Annotated in this window: 18 protein-coding genes; 8 read left to right on the plus strand and 10 right to left on the minus strand. The window is 65.0% G+C overall.

Annotated elements, in window-relative coordinates; genetic code table 11:
• From QZ471_RS02170 to metC, 4 genes are all read right to left on the minus strand, one after another.
• Positions 1-310: DegT/DnrJ/EryC1/StrS family aminotransferase (locus QZ471_RS02170; RefSeq protein ID WP_295460680.1), on the minus strand; the 310-nt coding region annotated here is incomplete at its 3' end.
• 230 nt (positions 311-540) lie between these two features.
• Complete coding sequence (locus QZ471_RS02175; protein WP_295460681.1) at positions 541-1290, minus strand: hypothetical protein; 750 nt, start codon at positions 1288-1290, stop codon at positions 541-543.
• A gap of 102 nt (positions 1291-1392) precedes the next feature.
• Positions 1393-1644, minus strand: coding sequence for a DUF3606 domain-containing protein (locus tag QZ471_RS02180; RefSeq protein ID WP_295460682.1), 252 nt, complete (start codon positions 1642-1644; stop codon positions 1393-1395).
• Between the two features lie 466 nt (positions 1645-2110).
• Positions 2111-3262, minus strand: a complete 1152-nt coding sequence (gene metC, locus QZ471_RS02185; protein WP_295460683.1) for a cystathionine beta-lyase — start codon at positions 3260-3262, stop codon at positions 2111-2113.
• Between the two features lie 109 nt (positions 3263-3371).
• On the opposite strand from metC, the gene QZ471_RS02190 reads away from it, so the two are divergent.
• Together QZ471_RS02190 and QZ471_RS02195 are read left to right on the plus strand one after the other, a co-directional pair.
• Complete coding sequence (locus QZ471_RS02190; RefSeq protein ID WP_295460684.1) at positions 3372-4286, plus strand: LysR substrate-binding domain-containing protein; 915 nt, start codon at positions 3372-3374, stop codon at positions 4284-4286.
• A gap of 211 nt (positions 4287-4497) precedes the next feature.
• On the plus strand, positions 4498-5820 hold the full coding sequence (locus QZ471_RS02195) for a M20/M25/M40 family metallo-hydrolase (RefSeq protein WP_295460685.1): 1323 nt from the start codon (positions 4498-4500) through the stop codon (positions 5818-5820).
• A 24-nt stretch (positions 5821-5844) separates the two neighbouring features.
• On the opposite strand, the gene QZ471_RS02200 is transcribed toward QZ471_RS02195, so the two are convergent.
• A complete protein-coding gene (locus QZ471_RS02200) occupies positions 5845-6969 on the minus strand; it encodes an MFS transporter (RefSeq protein ID WP_295460686.1) in 1125 nt (374 codons plus the stop codon).
• A 190-nt stretch (positions 6970-7159) separates the two neighbouring features.
• Between QZ471_RS02200 and QZ471_RS02205 the strand changes: the two genes are divergently transcribed.
• Together QZ471_RS02205 and QZ471_RS02210 are read left to right on the plus strand one after the other, a co-directional pair.
• Positions 7160-7588, plus strand: a complete 429-nt coding sequence (locus QZ471_RS02205) for a DUF2231 domain-containing protein (protein ID WP_295460687.1) — start codon at positions 7160-7162, stop codon at positions 7586-7588.
• A complete protein-coding gene (locus tag QZ471_RS02210; protein ID WP_295460688.1) occupies positions 7585-8880 on the plus strand; it encodes a sorbosone dehydrogenase family protein in 1296 nt (431 codons plus the stop codon). The genes QZ471_RS02205 and QZ471_RS02210 overlap by 4 nt, the downstream gene beginning before the upstream one ends.
• 45 nt (positions 8881-8925) lie before the next feature.
• Here QZ471_RS02210 and QZ471_RS02215 read toward each other — a convergent pair whose 3' ends face one another.
• The 5 genes from QZ471_RS02215 to QZ471_RS02235 form a co-directional block, all read right to left on the minus strand.
• Entirely contained in the window at positions 8926-9234 is a 309-nt protein-coding gene (locus QZ471_RS02215) for a cytochrome-c oxidase (protein WP_295460689.1), read from the minus strand.
• Positions 9231-9860, minus strand: coding sequence for a cytochrome c oxidase subunit 3 (locus QZ471_RS02220; RefSeq protein ID WP_295460690.1), 630 nt, complete (start codon positions 9858-9860; stop codon positions 9231-9233). Before QZ471_RS02220 ends, QZ471_RS02215 begins: the two co-directional genes overlap by 4 nt.
• Entirely contained in the window at positions 9857-11920 is a 2064-nt protein-coding gene (locus tag QZ471_RS02225; protein WP_295460691.1) for a cbb3-type cytochrome c oxidase subunit I, read from the minus strand. The genes QZ471_RS02220 and QZ471_RS02225 overlap by 4 nt, the downstream gene beginning before the upstream one ends.
• Entirely contained in the window at positions 11913-12827 is a 915-nt protein-coding gene (locus QZ471_RS02230) for a ubiquinol oxidase subunit II (protein ID WP_295460692.1), read from the minus strand. The genes QZ471_RS02225 and QZ471_RS02230 overlap by 8 nt, the downstream gene beginning before the upstream one ends.
• Before the next feature lie 141 nt (positions 12828-12968).
• Complete coding sequence (locus QZ471_RS02235) at positions 12969-13868, minus strand: LysR family transcriptional regulator (RefSeq protein WP_295460693.1); 900 nt, start codon at positions 13866-13868, stop codon at positions 12969-12971.
• 146 nt (positions 13869-14014) lie between these two features.
• Between QZ471_RS02235 and QZ471_RS02240 the strand changes: the two genes are divergently transcribed.
• The 4 genes from QZ471_RS02240 to QZ471_RS02255 all read left to right on the plus strand — a co-directional run bounded on the left by QZ471_RS02240 (position 14015) and on the right by QZ471_RS02255 (position 19241).
• Positions 14015-15094, plus strand: coding sequence for a 4-oxalomesaconate tautomerase (locus QZ471_RS02240; protein ID WP_295460694.1), 1080 nt, complete (start codon positions 14015-14017; stop codon positions 15092-15094).
• 59 nt (positions 15095-15153) lie between these two features.
• Entirely contained in the window at positions 15154-16467 is a 1314-nt protein-coding gene (dctA, locus tag QZ471_RS02245; protein ID WP_295460695.1) for a C4-dicarboxylate transporter DctA, read from the plus strand.
• A 131-nt stretch (positions 16468-16598) separates the two neighbouring features.
• On the plus strand, positions 16599-17912 hold the full coding sequence (locus tag QZ471_RS02250; protein ID WP_295460696.1) for a citrate:proton symporter: 1314 nt from the start codon (positions 16599-16601) through the stop codon (positions 17910-17912).
• Positions 17913-17987: 75 nt separating this feature from the next.
• The gene (locus QZ471_RS02255; RefSeq protein ID WP_295460697.1) at positions 17988-19241 is read left to right on the plus strand and encodes an OprD family porin; all 1254 of its coding nucleotides are present in this window, start codon (positions 17988-17990) and stop codon (positions 19239-19241) included.
• The last annotated feature ends 17 nt before the right edge of the window (positions 19242-19258 follow it).

The raw sequence follows: 19258 nt of genomic DNA on the forward strand, positions 1-19258 counted from the left end.
TGATCATGTTGGCGGTGGAGACCCAGGTCAGCGAGGGGGTGATCACCTCGTCGCCGGGGCCGATGTCCAGCGCCAGCAGGGTCACGTGCATGGCCGCGGTGGCCGAGCACAGAGCCACGGCGTGGGCGGCGCCCACCGAGGCGGCGAAGCGCTCTTCCAGGGCATTCGCCTTGGGCCCGGTGGTGATCCAACCGGAGGTGAGGGCTTCACTCACGGCCGCTACTTCTTCGCTCCCGATACTGGGGCGGGAGAAGGGCAGAAAGGGTAGATCGGCGTCGAGCGTTGCAGAGCCTTGAAGCGAATTTGTCATAACACCTTGTCCGTTGGCGAAGTTCATTCAAGTCAGCTTAGTACGCCTTCAGCGAAACGCCCGACGAGTAATCGCCGGGCACTTTCGCTGATTCTTCCGGGCCGATCAATTGACGGCAGATCGCCATGAGAAGGAGCACTAGATGGCAGGCGAGAATCTAGGGCTCGAACTTTTGAGCTGAACTTCCAGGTTGCATTTGCCTGGTTTATTGATTGTTCTAGGTGATGGCTTCACGGTTTGGCAATGCCTATGTCAGGGCGTCGATTCATGATCGAGGCATAGATGACCAGGGCGAGCAGGATGGAAAGGAGTACCAGGGAAGAACCCAGGGTGCCGAAGTCCAGGCCGCCATGATCTCGAGGCTTGGTAAGCACATCGCCCAAGGTGGCACCAAACGGCCGAGTCAGCACGAAGGCGACCCAGAAGATCAATACCGAAGAGAGCCGGGTTGCATAGTGCAGTATGGCCATCAGGGCGATCAGGCTGCCAATCAGCAGGGCGCCGCCGGCGAAGCCCAGGCCGGAGTCGTCGGCCAGGTAGTCACCCAGCGCCGTACCCAGGGTGTTGGAAAAGAGGATCGCGAACCAATAGAACAACTCCGCCCGGCGACTGGCGATGTGGCTCACCGAAAGACTTCTTTCGCTCAGGTACCAGAGGCAGAAAATACTGGTCAGGATGGCGATGAGGATGACCGAGCCGGTGGCGTAACCCAGGCCCAGCGTGCGATCCATGAAGTCGGACAGGGTGGTGCCGGCGATGCTGGTCGAGAGGATGACCGTCCAGTACAGCGCTGGATGGTAGCGACGCACCGAGAGTTGCCCGAGCAGGGTCGCCACGAAGAAACCGATGAGGATCAGCGAGCTCAGGGCGTAGCCGACCCCCAAGGTCATGGACACCAGATCCCCGGCCGTCTCGCCCAGGGTGGTTGCACAGATCTTCATGACCCAGAAAGCCAGGGTGATGTGGGGAAGCTTGTTCATGGGAAGGCATGCCAGAAAGAGGGAGCCGGACGAAGTGGCCGGCGAGGCGCGCATCATCGCGCCTGAATTGTCAAAAAATGGTCATGCCTTCATGAAAAAAAGCTAACCCTGCCGTTTTTTGCGTCCGTTGCCGGTCCGGCGATCTCCTTGGGTGTCTCCCTGGAGCGGTGTCTGCTGGGTCAAGGCCTTCTTAATATCATCCACCCGGGTACCGGTACTTCGAACCAGGGTTTCCAGCGCCGTTCTGGAAATGCCCAACCGCTTCGACCAGAAGTGCAGTTCGGAGGGCTCCCTTATATTGATCAGCAGGCAGTCCTTGTTGTCGTTTGCTTGCACTGGGCTTTCTTCTTTCAATACTCGGTCTCTTAACTAAGGCGGAAGGAGAGCGGGATTTGACATGGGATTAGTCAGTCTTTAAGGCTGGCTGGTATTCGTCGCCACTTGTTCTCGAACCCTAGATCAAGATAGATGCATTATTGCGGCGCGCGCTCGGTTGGCCATGTACCGACCGAGCGGATTTGGTCTGTCCGGTAGCCTCAGGTCACTGGGCGACTCTATTCGCGCGACGAATCCAGTCTATCTGGCTCGCGGCTTTTGCAACGGCCAGGTAAGGGAGCGACTGCCCGTTGAAACTTGGAAAGTGTCGCTGTGGTGAAACATTGAGTGACAAATAGTCTCGCTAAAGGCCGTTCAGTAGGCAGCCATGACCAGCGAGGCCTAATCCCGCTCGACCAGCCTCGCGCCCAGCGACGGCCTGGCAATTGGCTTCACCCGCTCACCCTAAGCCTCCGCTATGCAGCGCGAATGACCGTGTCGCTGGTTACCGCGCGGCTGCGTAGGCCTTCAAGGCCTGTTCCAGGTCCTGGATCAGCAGGGCTTCGTCCTCAAGTCCGACGGAAATCCGTACTACGGGCTGATCGGTGGGTGAGTAGCGGCGAGCGCGTTGGAGTTCGGCCGGGTAGTAGGCGATCAGGCTGCGGGTTCCGCCCCAGCTGGCGCCAATCGGGAAGAGTTGCAGGGTGTTGAAAAAGGCCGCGAAGGCGGACTCCTGCTCCGTGGGCGTCAGGATGAGCGACAGCAGGCACCCGCAGCCTTGAAACTGTTCTCGCCAGATTCGATGGCCCGGGTCGCTTTCCAGCGCGGGAAACAGCACCTGTTCGACCATGGGCTGGGTCTCCAGCCAACGCGCCACGCTCAGCGCCTTGCGGCTCTGTTCGCGGAGCCGCAGTGGGTAGGTCTGCAGGCCTCGCTCTACCAGGAAGCAGTCTTCCGGACTGGTCGCCTGGCCGAAGACGCTTTGGGTTTCCCGCAAGGTAGCGTAATGCTCCCGGTCGTTGAGGCTGATACTGCCCATCAACAGGTCGGAGTGACCGCCCAGGTATTTGGTGACGGCCTGGATGACGAAATCGACACCGTGGTCGAGGGCTTTGCAGAACAGCGGACTGGCCCAGGTATTGTCCATCATCGTCAGAACGCCATGGCGCCGGGCGATACGGGTGATGGCATCTATGTCCTGCATTTCCATGGTGACCGTGCCAGGGGCTTCCAGGCAGATCATTCGGGTATTCGAACGGATCAGCGACTCGATACCGTCATCCAGGGTCGGCGGGTAGAACTCGACATCCACGCCCATCCGCTGCAACCACAGCTCGGCGAAGGCCTTCAAGGAGCCATAGCAGGAGTCGGCGATGAGCAGATGATCGCCCCCGCGGACGAAGGAGAGCACGGTGGTGATCAGGGCCGCGGCACCGGAAGGCATCAACAGGCAATGCTGGGCACCTTCGAGCTGGGCGATCTTGCTCTCCAACTGGCGTGCGGTCGGGGTACCCGTGGTGCCGTAGCTGTACCCGTCGGGCTGCCGGCGCTTGCGGTCCACGAAGTCTTCGAAGCTATCGAAGACCACCGTTGAACCGCGCCACACCGGGGGCGAAAGGCTGGCGTAGGGATTTCCTGCGAAGTCGATGGTTTTCATGGAGGGGGCCTGTCAGCGAGTCCGTGTCCGGCCCATTGTTGGCTGGACCGGAGCCAGCGGCTAGCTCTAGGATTATCAAGACGATAAGCCAGGCTTATAGGTCTTCTGCATGGGTGTGCGAGATATCGAGGTGTTCCGCGTAGTGATGAGCGCAGGAAGTACCAGCAAGGCAGCCCAGGTGCTGGGTGTCAGCCAGCCGGCCGTCAGCCAGTCGATTCGCAAGCTGGAAAGCAGCGCAGGGCTGCAGCTGTTTCACCGTGCCCATGGTCGTCTGATTCCGACCGAGGAAGCTCGGGCGCTGCTGATCGATGTCGACAAGCTGTTCATCGGTATGGATGCCATCGAGCATCGCATCAAGAGTCTGAAGCAGTTCGGCACCGGCCGACTGGCCATCGCGGTACATCCCTTGATGGGCAATGCGTTCATGCCGCGTGCCCTGGCTGAGTTCGATCTCGAGCAAAGGGACATCCGGGTTTCCCTGCGTGTGCAGAGTTCGCGGGAGGTGCATCAGGAGGTATCTGCCGGACTCTGCGATTTTGGCGTCATGGCCGACGAAATGCCGGCCGCCGGACTCGAACATTCCGAGTTCATGAACGAGCCGGGGGTGATCGCCTTGCCTCAGGGGCATCCGCTGACCCGGAAATCGTCCATTGCGGCCAGGGATCTGGCGGGTTGCGAGTTCATCGCCCTCAATCCGGAAGACAGCAGTCGCCGCCGCCTGGAGGTCGCCCTCGATTCGGCAGGCGTGGCCTTGAACGTAAGGGTGGAAACGGCTTACCTGCATACGATCTGCAATCTGGTGTTGAGAGGCACCGGAGTGGCCTTCATCAATCCCCTGGCGGCGCTCGATTTCGTCGACCGGGGCTTGGTGATCAGGCCTTTCGACCTGGATGTGCGGACACGAAGCCTGCTGGTGTTCCGTCCTGGAAAGCCGCTCTCGGATACGGCGCGAAAACTGCTCAAGGTCATGCGGATACAGCTCGCGAAGGACCTCGAGTTCATAAAGCAGTACCTGTCGAGATGAATCCGCTCGATTGGCAGGGCGTGTCGCGACAGGGATGGCTCGGCAGTGCGACTCCGGCGTACTTGGCACAGACCGGCGCTGCCTGGATGTAGCATCCGGTTACGTCCCGCTTTTTGACGATTGATTCACCCCCACCTAGCGTCAAGAGGTTGCGCATTCGTCTGACGATTGCGCGCCATCGGAATACCAACCTAGGCAATGGGAGTGTCAGATGTCTTTTGCTCGTTCGGCCTTGGCCAACCGCTTGTCCGCTGTTCTTCTCGCCGCCGCGACCGCCACCCTGGCGTTGCCCCTGGCCGCCGCGCCGGGTGTCGAGGCATCGTTGTCCGCCGTACAGGGGGATGCCCGGGTGACCAAGGCCCTTGAGGCGCTGCGCGCCGACGATAGTCGGACCTTCACGGAACAGCAGCATATTGCCCAGATTCCCGCGCCGCCGTTTAAGGAAAAGGTGCGCGCCGAGTACTACCTCAAGCGCTTCCAGGAGCTGGGTCTGAAGGACGCCAGCATCGCCCCGGAAGGCTATGTGATCGCTACCCGCAAGGGCAGTGGCCAGGGGCCGCAGCTGGTGGTGTCGGCACACCTGGATACGGTGTTTCCCGAGGGCACCGACCTGACCCTCAAGGAAAAGGACGGCAAGACCTTCGGCCCCGGCATCGGTGATGACGCCCGCGGCCTGGCGGCGCTGCTGTCGGTGATCGACGCCCTGAACAAGAGCGGGATCGAAACGGTGGGGGATCTGGTGTTCGTCGGCACCGTGGGCGAGGAAGAGCTGGGCAACCTGCGCGGGGTGAAGGCGCTGTTCAAGGATCGCCAGGGCATCGACGGCTTCATCTCGGTGGATGGCATCGACGTGCGGCGCATCGTCAATCGCGGTACTGGCAGCCATCGCTATGAGATCACCTTCAAGGGGCCGGGTGGCCACAGCTTCGGGGAATTCGGGCGACCCAGCGCCATCCATGCCCTTGGTCGCGCCATCGCCAAGATCGCCGAGGTACGGCCGCCCAAGGAGCCCAAGACCACCTTCACCGTAGGCACGGTACAGGGTGGTACCTCGGTCAACGCCATCGCCGCCGAGGCGCGGCTGACCCTGGATATGAGATCCAACGAAGAGGCCGCGCTGCTCGCCGAAGAGAAGGAGATCCTGGCCCTGGTGCAGGATGCGGTGAAGGAAGAGAACCAGCGCTGGGAGACCGATCAGATCTCGGTCGACATCAAGCTGATCGGCGACCGTCCGGCCGGGGGCACGCCCGAGGACTCGCCCATGGTGCAAACGGCCCAGCGCTCCATCGCGGCGGTCACCGGTGGTGCCAAGGCAGCCCTCAGTGGCGGCAGTACCGATTCCAACACCGCCATGGCCCTGGGCATTCCGGCCATGACCATCAGCGGTGGCGGGGAGGGTGGTAGTGCCCATTCGCTGGCGGAGTGGTACAAGCCGGTGGATGCCTACCAGGGGCCGCAGAACGTGCTGCTGACCAGCCTGACCCTGGTCGGCGTCAATGGCGTCAGCGAGCCGGTGCTGCCGGTCAAGCGCTAGCCCGGAACACGCGGGCGTCGGTCGCTAAGCCGGCGCCCGCACGGTCTGCCAACAGGCCAGGGCACTCGCCAGGATGGCGAGACCGGCGAGCGGATAGACCCAGGCCGGTGACAGCAGCGGCAACAGGACGCCGGCCAACAGAGGACCCAGGCCGGCGCCCACGTCGCGCCAGACGGCGTTGGCGGCCAGCGCCTGCACCCGTGCCTGGCCAGGATGACGCGCGGCCACCAGGGTCACCACCAGGGGCAGCTGCAGCGCCCGCAGGATCAGCACGCCGCCGGCGCCCAGCACCAGCCAGTGCCAGCCGAAGGCGCTCAGCGCGAGGGCCGTGAGGGCGGAAAAGGTCACCAGCATGGTCGCCGCACCGTAGCGCTCGGCGGCCCAGCCACCCAGGGGACTCAGGCTCATCTCCGAGGCGTAGCGCAGGGCCATCAGCAGCCCGGCGATCAGCACCGCGTTGCCACCGAGGGCGGCCTGGGCGAAGACCGAGAGGCCGAAGATGAACAGGCCATCCAGGGCAACGCCCTCGATGAAGGACCAGATGGCGATGCGGTCGGGCCACTGGAAACGCCGCCCTGAGCTGGCGAGTCGGTGAGGTTGCGTCGGCAGGCGGCTGGCCACCAGCAGGCCCACCAGGCAGCAGCCGGCGAGCAGGAGGAAGATCAACCGCGGACCGAAGTGCAGCGTGATCCAGGCGCCGAGGGGCAGCGCCAGCATGGGGCCGATGGCGATCAGGGCGCGGGAGGTACCCGAGCGGCGTGCGGCGCCGCCTGGCTCGGCGGTGGCCAGTACCTGGGTGGAGAGATTGAAGACCGCGAAACACAGGCCCCAGGCCAGCCGCAGCAGGATCAGCCACCAGAAGCCCGAGAGCGTCGCGTTGCCCAGGGCGCACAGCGCTGCTACCCCGGCCGCGAGCATGAGGCTGTGACGGTCGCCGAAGCGGGCATAGCCGTGGACGACGTAGCGGTAGCCGAAGATGCGCACCAGGCGATTGGCGGCGAGCAGTACGCCGGCTTCGGTCAGGCCGATACCGAAGGCCTCGGCATTCATCGGCAGGATGAGATAGAGCAGGACGTCGCTGGGCAAGCACAGCGCGAGAACGATCGCCGCCCGCCGGGAGTCGCGGTCGACGGGATGGATGCTGACCATGGGCAGGCTGTCTTGTAATAAAACTGACTTTTTATCACGAATGGCTCGACCGGCAGCCAGTCTTTTGCAAGAGGTGTCCACCAGGCGAAACGGCTGAACTAACCCGGTGTACGGGCAATCCTTTTCAGTGCGTCCTTCTCGCCGTGTTGGCCAAGTGGCCTGCGGCGCCCGTCATGAAAAGGAGTCGTCAGTGACCGTAGCTGCCCATCATTACCACCCTGTCCGGCCCGGCCCGCTGCACGCGCTGCTGCTGGCCGGCTCCGTCCCGCTGTTCATCGGCGGCCTGCTCAGCGATATCGCCTACTACCAGACGATGCAGATCCAGTGGGCCAACTTCGCCGCCTGGCTGATCGCCGGGGCGCTGTTGCTGTCTGGCCTGGCCCTGCTGTTCGCCCTGGGCAATCTGTTCGGCGCGCGCTTCCGCGGTCGTCGGCCGGCGGCCTATTTCCTCCTGCTGCTGCTGGCCTGGGTGCTGGGGCTGGTCAATGCCTTCGAGCATGCCAAGGACGCCTGGGCGGTGATGCCCGTCGGACTGATCCTCTCGGTGGTGGTCTCGGTGCTGAGCCTGGTGGCCGCCTGGACCGCGCTCTCCAACCTGCGTTCGGAGGTGGTCCGATGAGCACTGCAAAAGCCTTGAGCGTCCTCGGTCTGGCCGCGCTGCTGAGCGCCTGCGGTAACGAAGGCGGCGCCGACGTCCAGGCCCGCGGCCCCGATCCCAAGCTGCCCGAACCCCAGCGTGGCCTCCTGCCGAGCATGAAGATCGCCCAGCCGGCGCCCTGGGGCGATCGCGTGCCCACGGTGCCCCAGGGCTACACCATCACCGCCATCGCCACCGATCTGCGCATTCCGCGGCAGATGCTGGTGCTGCCCAATGGCGACATCCTGGTGGCCGAGGGCCGCGGCGGCAATGCGCCCAAGCTCAAGCCCAAGGACGTTATCGCCGGCTATATCAAGGCCCAGGGCAACACCCAGGTGAAGGGCGGTAATCGCCTGACCCTGCTACGCGACGCCGATGGCGACGGCAAATACGAACTCAAGACGGTGTTCGCCGAGAATCTCAACGCGCCCTACGGCCTGGCCTTCGCCAACGGCCGCATCTATGTGGCCAATCAGGACGCCCTGGTGAGTTTCCCCTACCAGGACGGCCAGACCCAGGCCAGCGGCGCGCCGGACAAGCTGGTCGATCTGCCCGCGGCGATCAACCACCACTGGACCAAGGCGCTTACCGTCAGCCCCGATGGTCGCTATCTGTACGTGGGCATCGGCTCCAACAGTAACGTCGGCGAGCGGGGTATGGACGTCGAGGTGGATCGCGCGGTGATCTGGCAGATCGATGCCCAAAGCGGCGCCCACAAGACCTACGCCACGGGGGTGCGCAACCCCACGGCCCTGGCCATCCAGCCCGGCAGCGGTCAGCTCTGGGCCGTGGCCAACGAGCGCGACGAAATCGGCCCCGATCTGGTACCGGATTACCTGACCTCCATCCGCGAAGGCGGCTTCTACGGCTGGCCCTACAGCTACTGGGGGCAGAACGTCGATACCCGCGCCCAGCCGCAGGACCCGGCCAAGGTGGCTGCGGCCATCAAGCCCGACTACAGCCTGGGCTCCCATGTCGCCGCCCTGGGCGTGGCCTTTTCTACCACGGCGGTGGGCGGGCAGTTCACCGATGGGGTCTTCGTCGGCGAACACGGCAGCTGGAACCGCGACAAGCCGGTGGGCTATCGCGTGGTCTTCGTGCCTTTCCAGCAGGGGCGGCCCGTCGGTGAACCCATCGACTTCGCCACCGGTTTTTACGGCGACGACGGCAAGACCCGTGGCCGACCGGTAGGCGTGGCGGTGGATCAGCGCGGTGGTGTCATCATCGCCGACGACCTGGCCAATACCGTCTGGCGGGTGACGCGCACTCAATAAGGTGCGAGAAAGATCGGCTTGCCGCGCAGTGGGGCGGCGAGCCGATCAATGCATCCGGTGCTGCAGATCACCCAGCACCACCAGGCTGCCCACCACCATCAGCACCAGGATCAGGCTGGTGAACAGCAGCAGATAGAGGTCGTGGCGGTGCGAGCGGCCCAGGCTGACATGCAGGAAGCAGCGCAGGTGCACCAGGATCTGCAGCAGGCCCAGGCCGAAGACGAGGGCCAGGGTGGTCCCGCGCGGCCAGGTCGGGAAGAGCACCAGGCTGATGGGGATCAGGCTCAGCGTCACCGCCAGCGCCAGGCCGATCACATAGCTCGCCAGTTCGCGGCGGTAGTCGTCACGCTTCATGGCAGGAGTCCTTGCAGGTAGACCACCGAAAGGATGGCCACCCAGACGATATCGAGAAAATGCCAGAACAGGCCCAGGCGCATCAGCCGGGTCTTCACTGGGGTATCCAGGCCGAATACCCGGAGTTGCACCAGCATTACCACCAGCCAGAGGCAACCGCTGGCGACGTGGACGCCGTGCATGCCCACCAGGGCGAAGAAGGCCGAAAGAAAGGCGCTGCGCTGGGGCAGGGCGCCCTGGTCCGCCATGCCGATGAAGTCGTGCAGCTCCAGGCCGAGGAAGACCAGGCCCAGGACCAGGGTCACCAGCAGCCAGGTCACCAGGGGCGTTAGGCGACCCTCGTGGTACTTCATCGCCAGCGAGGCCAGGCCGTAGGTGAAGCTGCTGGCCAGCAGCACCAGGGTCTGCAGGGTCACGCTACCGATCTCGAAGACGTCCCCGGGGCGCGGACCGCCGGCGTTGGCGTGCTGCAGCGTCGCGTAGAGGGCGAACAGCAACGCGAACAGCAGGGCGTCGCTCATCAGGAAGATCCAGAAGCCGAACAACGAATACTCGGCCTCGGCGTGGGTGGCGTGATCGGTGGCGCCGACGTTGAGCCCGGCGTGATTCATGTCGCGCGGACTCATGGACCCATCTCCGCCAGGCCACGGTTGCCCGGCCCGGTTTCCTCGTCGCGATTGATCGCCCGCGTCGCGGCGACCCTATCCAGCCAGGCCTCGTGTTCACGCCGGATCTCGGCCGCCGAGATCAGCCGCTCGGTATCGCGCTGGAAGCTACGGGCGATCACCGCGCCCCAGGCTACTACCAGGCCGAGCACGGCCAGCCAGCCGATGTGCCAGACCAGGCCGAAGGCGCAGGCGAAGCCCGCCGCCCCGACGATGGCTGGTACGGCGCTGTTCTTTGGCAACTGGATGTCGGCATAGGTACGCGGCCGGTCATAGGCCAGGCGTTGCTCCTTGAGCCAGGTGAAGGGATCGCGGTCGTTGATCGGCAGCGGCACGGCGAAGTTGTATTCCGGCGGCGGCGCGGCCACGGCCCATTCCAGGGTGCGGCCGTTCCAGGGATCGCCCACCGGCACCCGTGCCTGGTCGCGGCGGCGGATGCTCACCACCAGCTGGATCACCAGGCTCGCCAGGGCGGCGAGCAGCAGGACCGCGCCCACTTCGGCGACCCACAGCAGCGGGGCGAAGTCGGGGTTGTGGATGGCCTGGCTGCGCCGCGGCAGCCCCGAGGCGCCCAGCACGTACAGCGGCATGAAGGCGAGGATGAAGCCCAGGCCGAAGTTCAGGGCGGCGATGCGGCCCCAACGCTCGTCGAGGCGGAAGCCGAAGGCCTTGGGAAACCAGAAGTGGTAGCCGGCCAGCATGCCGAACAGCATTCCCGGGATCAGCATGTTGTGGAAGTGGGCGACCAGGTAGACGGTGTTGTGTACCTGGTAGTCCACCGGTGGCGTGGCCAGGGTGATGCCGGTGAGGCCGCCGATGACGAACAGCATGATGAACATCACCGCATAGATCAGCGGCGTGGTCAGGCGGACGCGGCCACGGAACATGGTCGCCATCCAGTCGTAGATCTTCACTCCGGTGGGGATACCGATGAGCATGGTGGCGATGCCGAACACGGCGTTGATCTTCGGTGACTGGCCCATGGTGAAGAAGTGGTGCAGCCAGACGGTGAAGGACAGTACGGCGATCACCAGGGTGGCCCAGACCAGCGAGTGGTAGCCGTAGAGTCGCTTGGTGGAAAAGGTCGAGAACACCTCGGAGAAGACGCCGAAGGCCGGCAGGATGAGGATGTACACCTCCGGGTGGCCGAACAGCCAGAACAGGTTGATGTAGTTCATCAGGTTGCCGCCCTGGGTGTTGGTGAAGAAGTGGAAATCCAGGTAGCGGTCCAGGGCCAGGAGCAGGGTGGCCACGGTCAGCGGCGGCATGGCGAAGATCATCAGGATGCTGGTGCACAGCGCCGTCCAGCTGAACAGCGACATCTGGAACAGGCGCATGCCCGGCGCCCTTTCCTTGTAGAGGGTGACGGCGAAGTTGAGACCGGTGAGGGTGCTGCCCAGGGAGCTCAGGGTCAGCGCCCAGATCCAGTAGTCGGGGCCGACGCCGGGCTGGTATTCGGCGCCGGTATAGGGCGGATAGCCGCTCCAGCCCCCGGTGGAGAAGCGCCCCAGCACCAGCGAGACCATCACCAGCGCCGCGCCGGCCACCGTCAGCCAGAGGCTGATGGCATTGAGCAGCGGAAAGCGCACGTCGCGGGCGCCGATCTGCAGCGGCATGGCGAAATTGATCAGCCCGGTGAGGAAGGGCATGGCGACGAAGAACACCATGATGGTGCCGTGGGTGCTGAATAGCTGGCCGAAGTGCTCCGGAGGCAGGTAGCCCGGTGCATCGATGGCCAGGGCCTGCTGAGTGCGCATCATCACCCCCTCCACCACGCCACGACTGAACATCACCAGGGCCAGCACCACATACATGATGCCGATGCGCTTGTGGTCCAGGCTGGTGAACCACTCCTGCCAGAGATAGCGCCATTTGCCGAGCCAGGTGATCACCCCGGCGGTAGCCAGGGCGCCGAGGATGACCACGCTGGCGCCGCAGGTGGCGATCAGACTGTAGAAGGGCAGGGCGTCATAGCCCAGGCGACCGAACAGCAGGTGCCAGAGGGCCGAGGAATCAGTCATGGGTGGCTCCCTGGAAGGTGGCGCAGACGGGCACCGGGTCCTGGCGATAACGCGCCAGCACCCAGGCGAAGAGGGCAGGTTGGGTCAGGCGCAGCTCGGCGGCCTGCTCCAGGGTGCCGGGGCGTGCGAGTACCTGGTAGTGGGCGCAGTCCAGCGCTGCGCGGGCCTGGGCGACGCCTTGGCTCCAGGCCTGGAAGTCCTGCGCGTCCAGCACCCGAATCGGAAAATGCTGGTTTTGGAAGCCCTCGCCGCTGTACTGGGCATTGCGGCCCTCGAATTGGCCGGGTGCCGGAATCTGCAGGAAGCGCTGGGTCTGCATGCCGGCCATGGCGTAGACCTGGCCGCCCAGGCGCGGCAGCAGCAGGGACTGCATCACCGTATCGCTGGTGAGCTTGAGCTGCACCGGGCGCCCGGCCGGCAAGACCAGCTCGTTGACCGTGGCGATGCCCTGTTCGGGGTAGAGGAACAGCCACTTCCAGTCCAGGCCGATCACCTGGACTTCCAGGGGCTGCTCATCTGGCGTAGGCGAGCGATAGGGGTCGAGGCTGTGGGTGCGGGTCCACACCAGCACCGCGAGGACCGCCACCACCAGCGCCGGCACGCCCCAGGCGAAGAGATCCAGCAGCCAGGAGAATTCCCAGCGCGGCCGGTAGGCGGCGCGGTCGTTACCGTGGCGATAGCGCCAGACGATCAGCGGCGTGAGCAGGATCACTGGCAGGACCACCACCAGCGTCAGGCCGACGATCCAGAGCAGCAGGTCGCGTTCGCCAGCGGCGGCGAGACCGGCCGGAGCGAGGAAGCCGTGCTGCAGGGGGGAGCAGCCACCCAGCAGGAGCAGCGGCAACAGGTAGCCGCAGCGTGGCGAGCGGCGGATACCGATGGATGGCGATGGGCTCGCAAGGGGCATGGGGGCTCGGACCGTAACCAGTTGTTGCAGCCAACAGACCCCACGAAGGCGGCGGACGTTCACGGCTGGCTGGCCTTTGGCTAGCGTGGCGATCCGCCCTGCCGCCGGTCCGGCGCTCTAGCGCCAGCATCGAGAAGGATTTCAGCTGCGTTCGGTCTGCCACTGACCGAGCAGGATGGCGACGAATTTTTCCGCGGCGGGCGACAGCGAGGCGCCGCGGCGCGAGACCAGGCCCAGCGTCCGGGTCACCTCCGGGTCGCTGAGCGGCACGCTGACCAGGGTCGGGTGATCGGCGTCCGGCATGGCCAGGCTGGGCATGGCCGAGACGCCAAGGCCGGCTTCCACCATGCCCAGGGAGGTCGACAGGTGCTGCACCTCATAGAACCACTTGGGGCGGATGCCGCGGGCGGAGAGAGCATGGTCGAGCAGCACCCGGTTGCCACTCAGGCGCCCCACGCCGATCAGTCGATGCTCGACCAGCTCGGCCCAGCTGACCGAACTGCGCGCGGCCAAATCGTGGTCGCGCCGGCAGGCGAGCACGAATTGCTCCTGCACCAGGGGCACGAATTCGATATCCGGGTGCTGGCCGCTGAGCATGTTGATGCCGAAGTCGGCCTCGCCGCGCAGCACGGCTTCCAGGCCGTCATTGGCGCTGAGATCGAGCAGGCGGATGCGGATCTTGGGATATTGCTCGTTGTACTGGCGGATCACCGACGGCAGGAAGTAGAAGGCCGCGGTGGGGATGCAGGCCAGGGTGACCTGACCGGTCTGGCGTTCGGCCAGTTCGCGGATGCTGAGGATGGAGTCCTCGAAATCGTCCAGTAGGCGGCGTGCCTTGGGCAGGAAATCCCGACCCACGCTGGTGAGGCCGACCCGACGAGTGGTGCGTTCGAGCAGCGGCGTGCCGAGGCCGTCCTCCAGCTTCTTGATGCGCCGACTCAGGGCCGGCTGAGAAAGGTGCAGGGCATCTGCGGCCTCGTGGAAGCTGCCAAGTTCGGCGATTTTCACGAAAGATCGGATATCTTGCAGCTCATAATCCATGACAGGCTCCCGCCCGGGTCATTCGGTTATTGATCACTTAGATGGAATAATAGTGACGATTTTTGCATTGGATAGATTTATTCGGGGCTGCCAATCTTGTTTCCAGAACATCAATAACCGCTATTGATCAATAAGAGTCAGCAGTCATGCAACGTATTCCGTGCGTTCTCATGCGGGGCGGTACCTCCAAAGGCCCCTTCTTCCTTGCCAGCGACCTGCCCAGCGACCCCGCCCTGCGCGACGAGATGCTGATCGACCTGATGGGTGCCGGTCATGAACTGGAAATCGATGGTATCGGCGGCGGCAGCCCCCAGACCAGCAAGGTTGCCATCATCAGTCCGTCCAGCCATCCCGCTGCCGATGTGGACTATCTCTTCGTCCAGGTGATGGTCGCCGAGCGGCGCGTCGACACCGCGCCCAATTGCGGCAACATGCTCTGCGCCGTAGGTCCCTTTGCCGTGGAGCAGGGGATGGTCGCTGCCGAGGACGGCAAGACCCTGGTGCGCATCCGCAATCTCAACACCAACAGCTTCGTCGACTCCCTGGTACATACGCCCGGCGGCGTGGTGCGCTATGAAGGCGACACCGCCATCGACGGCGTACCCGGTACCGCCGCCCCGGTCCAGCTGACCTTCCTCGATGCCGTGGGCAGCAAGACCGGCAAGCTCTTCCCCACCGGCCAGGCCACCGACGTCTTCGACGGCGTGCCGGTGACCTGCATCGACATGGCCATGCCGATGATGATCGTCGAGGCCCGCCACCTGGGCGTGACCGGCAGCGAACGGCCGGCCGAGCTGGATGCCAACGCGGCCTTGCTGGCGCGGCTGGAAGCCTTGCGCCTGCAGGCCGGCCGGGCCATGGGCCTGGGCGATGTCAGCGGCAAGGTGATTCCCAAGCCGGTACTGATCTCCCAGGCGCAGCAGGGCGGTACCCTGCAGGTGCGCTACTTCATGCCGCACAGCTGCCATCGGGCGCTGGCCATCACCGGCTCCATCGGCCTGGCCACCGCCTGCGTCACCCCGGAAACGGTGGTTACGGCGCTGCTCGGTGAGTCGGCGCGGGACCTGACCCATGTCCGCCTGGAGCATCCGAGCGGCGGTATCGACGTGGTGCTGTCGCGCGGCGGCGCGGACGGCACTACCATCCAGGCCTCGGTCGTCCGGACCGCGCGCCGACTGTTCGCCGGCCACGTGTACGCGCCCACCGCGCGGAGGCTCGCCGGCTAGCAGACCCCACCCCCCACCCACCAGCGCATCCACACAACTTCAATAAAGGGTGATGCCTCATGAAACTCGCCAAATCGCTGTACTTCCAGATCCTCTGCGCCGTGGTCCTCGGGGTGCTGGTCGGTCACTTCTGGGCGCAACAGGCCGTCGCGCTCAAGCCCCTGGGTGACGCCTTCATCAAGCTGATCAAGATGATGATCGCCCCGGTGGTGTTCTGCACCATCGTCACCGGCATCGCCGGCATGACCGACAAGAGCACCCTGGGTCGCCTGATGGGCAAGACCCTGCTGCTGTTCCTGGTGCTCACCGTGATCAGCCTGTTCATCGGCCTCGGCGCGGTCTATCTGTTCCAGCCTGGCGTGGGCATGAACATCGACCCGGCGACCCTGAGCACCGCCAGCATCGCCCAGTACACGGCGTCGGCGGCCAAGCTCAGCGTGGTCGACTTCTTCATGCACATCATCCCGGACACCTTCATGGGGGCGTTCAACAAGGGTGAGGTGCTGCCGGTGCTGTTCATCGCCGTGCTCTGCGGCTTCGCGCTGTCCGCCATGGGCGAGCGCGGCCGGCCGGTGCTGGAGGTGCTGGAGTCGGCCTCGCAGATGGTCTTCCGCATCTTCGGCTACCTGATGCGCTTCGCCCCGGTGGGTGCCTTCGGTGCCCTGGCCTTCACCGTGGGCCAGTACGGCATCACCTCGCTGGGTTCCCTGGCCAAGCTGATCGCCACCCTCTACATCGCCTGCGCCTTCTTCGTCTTCGTGGTGCTGGGCGCGCTGTGCCGCTCGCGCGGCTTCAGCCTGTGGAAGCTGCTGCGCTACTTCCGCGAGGAATTCCTGGTGGTGCTCGGTACCTCGTCCACCGAGCCGGTGCTGCCGCGCATGCTGCAGAAGCTGGAAGGCCTGGGTTGCAAGAAGGGCGTGGTCGGCCTGGTGCTGCCCACCGGCTACTCCTTCAACCTGGACGGTACCGCCATCTATCTGTCGCTGGCCGCCGTGTTCATCGCCCAGGCCTGCAACATCGAGCTCAGCGTCGGCCAGACCCTGACCATGCTGGCGATCATGCTGCTGTCCTCCAAGGGCGCGGCAGGGGTGACCGGCAGCGGCTTCGTCGCCCTGGCCTCGACCCTCACCGTGATCCACGACATCCCCCTGGCTGGCCTGGCGCTGCTCATCGGCATCGACCGCTTCATGTCCGAAGCCCGCGCCCTCACCAGCCTGGCCAGCAACGCCGTGGCCACCGTGGTGATCTCCCTGGCCGAAGGCGCCTGCGACCGCGAGAAGCTGATGCGCGCCCTGGAAACCGGCAAGGCCGAACCCCTGGCCGTGACCGACGCGCCCGAGTGGACCGCGCCGGACGTCCGTCCCCACGCCTGATCGCCACCCGCTAAGCCTGTCACCGCTGTAGCCCCACCCCCGCGCCGTCAGCTGGCCGGGGGGCGGGGTCGGCTGCGCCGCGCGCAGCCGCTCTTACGCTAAGAACACAACAAGAACTAAGGGATACGCTCATGCTCGCACTCCTCGGTTTGATCATGGTGGTGACCTTCACCTACCTGATCATGAGTAAACGTCTATCGCCCATCGTGGCCCTCACCGTGGTGCCGATCGTCTTCGCCATCATCGGTGGCTTCGCCCCGACCACGGGCAAGATGATGCTCGACGGCCTGAAGATGGTGGCACCCTCGGCGGCCCTGCTGCTGTTCGCCATCCTCTTCTTCGGCCTGATGATCGACGCCGGGCTGTTCGATCCGCTGATCCGCAAGATCCTCAAGCGCGTCAACGGCGATCCGGTGAAGATCGCCATCGGCACCGCATTGCTCTCGCTGCTGGTCGCCCTGGATGGCGACGGCACCACCACCTACATGATCACCTGCGCCGCCATGCTGCCGCTGTACAAGCGCATCGGCATGAACCCCATGGTGCTGGCGACCATCTCCATGCTCTCGCTGAGCATCATGAGCGGCATGAGTCCCTGGGGCGGCCCGGCCACCCGCGCCATCGCCGCGCTGGGGCTGGACGCCACCGCCTACTTCATTCCCATGTTGCCCACGGTGATCGGTGGGGCGGCCTGGGTGGTGTTCACCGCTTTCCTGCTCGGCCGCCGCGAACGCGGGCGCATCGGCAACGTCGCCCTGGAGAGCGGTGGCACGGCCGGCGGCAAGTGCTACATCGAGGAGATCCTCGGCGATTCGCCGACCAAGCGGCCGCGTCTGGCCTACGTCAACCTGGTACTGGTGATCGCGGTGATGACCGCCCTGGTCATGGGTGTGATGCACGCCGCCATCCTGTTCATGATCGGCTTCGTGCTGGCGCTGATGATCAACTATCCGCAGCTGGAGCTGCAGAAGGAGCGCATCCTGGCGCACTCCGGCAACGCCATGACGGTGGTGCTGCTGGTGTTCGCCGCGGGCATCTTCGCCGGCATCTTCTCCGGGACCAAGATGGTCGATGCCCTGGCCCAGACCCTGGTCAACTGGATTCCGCCGGCCTGGGGCCACTGGTTCCCGCTGGTGGTGGCCATCACCAGCATGCCGCTGACCTTCGTGCTGTCCAACGATGCCTACTACTTCGGCGTGGTGCCCATCCTGGCCAACGCCGCCGCGGCCTACGGCATCGATCCGGTGGAGATCGCCCGCGCCTCGGTACTGGGCCAGCCGGTGCACCTGATGAGTCCGCTGGTGGCCTCCACCCTGCTGCTGGTGGGCATGGTCGACCGCGACATCGGTGACTTCCAGAAGGCCACCGTCAAATGGGCGGTGCTGACGTCCCTGGTCATCACCGCCCTGGCGCTGCTCACCGGCGCCATCTCCTTCTTCGTCTGACCACCTGGGGAGCCGGTACGCGCCTGCGTGCCGGTTCGCCAGCGCCCTCGCTTCGACAACAACAAGAGAACGCCAATGTCCCTACTTCTCAAGAGCGGCGCGGGTTGCGCCGCCCTGTGCGCCTGCGTGCCCTTCGCCGATGCCGCCGGCTTCCTCGACGACAGCAAGCTCAAGCTGCAACTGCGCAACGTCTACTTCAACGAGAATTTCCGCGACGAACAGGGCTTGAGCGCCCGCGCCGCCGCCACGGCGAAGAGCGAACGCACCGAATGGGCCCAGGGGTTCCTGCTGGATTACCGCTCGGGCTTCACCCCGGGCACCGTCGGTTTCGGCCTGGACGCCATCGGCCTGCTCGGACTGCGTCTGGACTCCGGACGCGGCCGCAGCGGTACCGGGTTACTGCCGGTGCACAGCGATGGGCGGGCGGCGGCGGAGGCCAGTTCCTTCGGCGCTACCGCCAAGGCCCGGCTGGGCAAGACGGTGGTCAAGCACGGCACCCTGCTGCCCAAGACGCCGGTGCTGGTCTACAACGACGCCCGGCTGCTGCCCCAGACCTATCAGGGCACCCAGCTGGTCAGCGACGACATCGCCGGCCTGACCCTCACCCTGGCGCGCCTGGACAGGTTCAAGCTGCGCGATTCCACCGACAGCAAGGGTCTCTTCGCCGATGGCTACAGTGGTGGCCAGTCAGGCGATTTCAGCTACGCCGGGGCGGACTACCAGGTGAGCAAGGCCCTGAAGGTCAGTTACTTCCATGGCCAGTTGAACGACTTCTACCGCCAGGACTTCGCCGGCTTCCAGCACGACCTGCCGCTGGCGGGGGGTGTGCTGACCAGCGACCTGCGCTATTTCAAGAGTCGCGACACTGGCGCGGCCTACGCGGGAAAGATCGACAACGCCATGCTCAGCGGCCAACTGACCTACGCCCACAGCGGTCACACGGTCGGCGCGGGACTGCAGAAACTCAATGGCGACGCCGGCCTGCCCTACATCAGCGGTGCCACCGTCTATTCCTTCAGCAACGTCGGCATCGGCAAATTCATCGAGGAAGACGAGCAGAGCTGGCTGCTCAGCTATGCCTACGACTTCAAGTCCGTGGGCTTGCCCGGGCTGACCTTCATGACGCGCTACATCAGCGGCGATAACGGGCGTTCCGGCAGCGAAGGGCTGCACGAGTGGGAGCGCGACGTGGAGCTGGCCTACGTGGTACCCAAGGGACCGCTCAAGGGCTTCGGCGCCAAGGTGCGCAACTATGTCTATCGCGCCGACTTCGCCCGTGGCCGGGACAGCAACCGCCTGTACCTGACCTACGATCTGGCGCTCTGGTAGCCGGGGAGGGGAGTCGC

The organism is uncultured Pseudomonas sp., from assembly GCF_913774235.1.
Classification (GTDB): domain Bacteria; phylum Pseudomonadota; class Gammaproteobacteria; order Pseudomonadales; family Pseudomonadaceae; genus Chryseomonas.

Excerpts from the sequence above, each read along its gene's own strand:
- QZ471_RS02175 (WP_295460681.1), bottom strand. The coding sequence starts at position 1,290 with ATGAACAAGCTTCCCCACATCACCCTGGCTTTCTGGGTCATGAAGATC.
- metC (WP_295460683.1), bottom strand. The coding sequence starts at position 3,262 with ATGAAAACCATCGACTTCGCAGGAAATCCCTACGCCAGCCTTTCGCCC.
- QZ471_RS02190 (WP_295460684.1), top strand. The coding sequence starts at position 3,372 with ATGGGTGTGCGAGATATCGAGGTGTTCCGCGTAGTGATGAGCGCAGGA.
- QZ471_RS02195 (WP_295460685.1), top strand. The coding sequence starts at position 4,498 with ATGTCTTTTGCTCGTTCGGCCTTGGCCAACCGCTTGTCCGCTGTTCTT.
- QZ471_RS02200 (WP_295460686.1), bottom strand. The coding sequence starts at position 6,969 with ATGGTCAGCATCCATCCCGTCGACCGCGACTCCCGGCGGGCGGCGATC.
- QZ471_RS02210 (WP_295460688.1), top strand. The coding sequence starts at position 7,585 with ATGAGCACTGCAAAAGCCTTGAGCGTCCTCGGTCTGGCCGCGCTGCTG.
- QZ471_RS02215 (WP_295460689.1), bottom strand. The coding sequence starts at position 9,234 with ATGAAGCGTGACGACTACCGCCGCGAACTGGCGAGCTATGTGATCGGC.
- QZ471_RS02220 (WP_295460690.1), bottom strand. The coding sequence starts at position 9,860 with ATGAGTCCGCGCGACATGAATCACGCCGGGCTCAACGTCGGCGCCACC.
- QZ471_RS02225 (WP_295460691.1), bottom strand. The coding sequence starts at position 11,920 with ATGACTGATTCCTCGGCCCTCTGGCACCTGCTGTTCGGTCGCCTGGGC.
- QZ471_RS02230 (WP_295460692.1), bottom strand. The coding sequence starts at position 12,827 with ATGCCCCTTGCGAGCCCATCGCCATCCATCGGTATCCGCCGCTCGCCA.
- QZ471_RS02235 (WP_295460693.1), bottom strand. The coding sequence starts at position 13,868 with ATGGATTATGAGCTGCAAGATATCCGATCTTTCGTGAAAATCGCCGAA.
- QZ471_RS02240 (WP_295460694.1), top strand. The coding sequence starts at position 14,015 with ATGCAACGTATTCCGTGCGTTCTCATGCGGGGCGGTACCTCCAAAGGC.
- dctA (WP_295460695.1), top strand. The coding sequence starts at position 15,154 with ATGAAACTCGCCAAATCGCTGTACTTCCAGATCCTCTGCGCCGTGGTC.
- QZ471_RS02250 (WP_295460696.1), top strand. The coding sequence starts at position 16,599 with ATGCTCGCACTCCTCGGTTTGATCATGGTGGTGACCTTCACCTACCTG.
- QZ471_RS02255 (WP_295460697.1), top strand. The coding sequence starts at position 17,988 with ATGTCCCTACTTCTCAAGAGCGGCGCGGGTTGCGCCGCCCTGTGCGCC.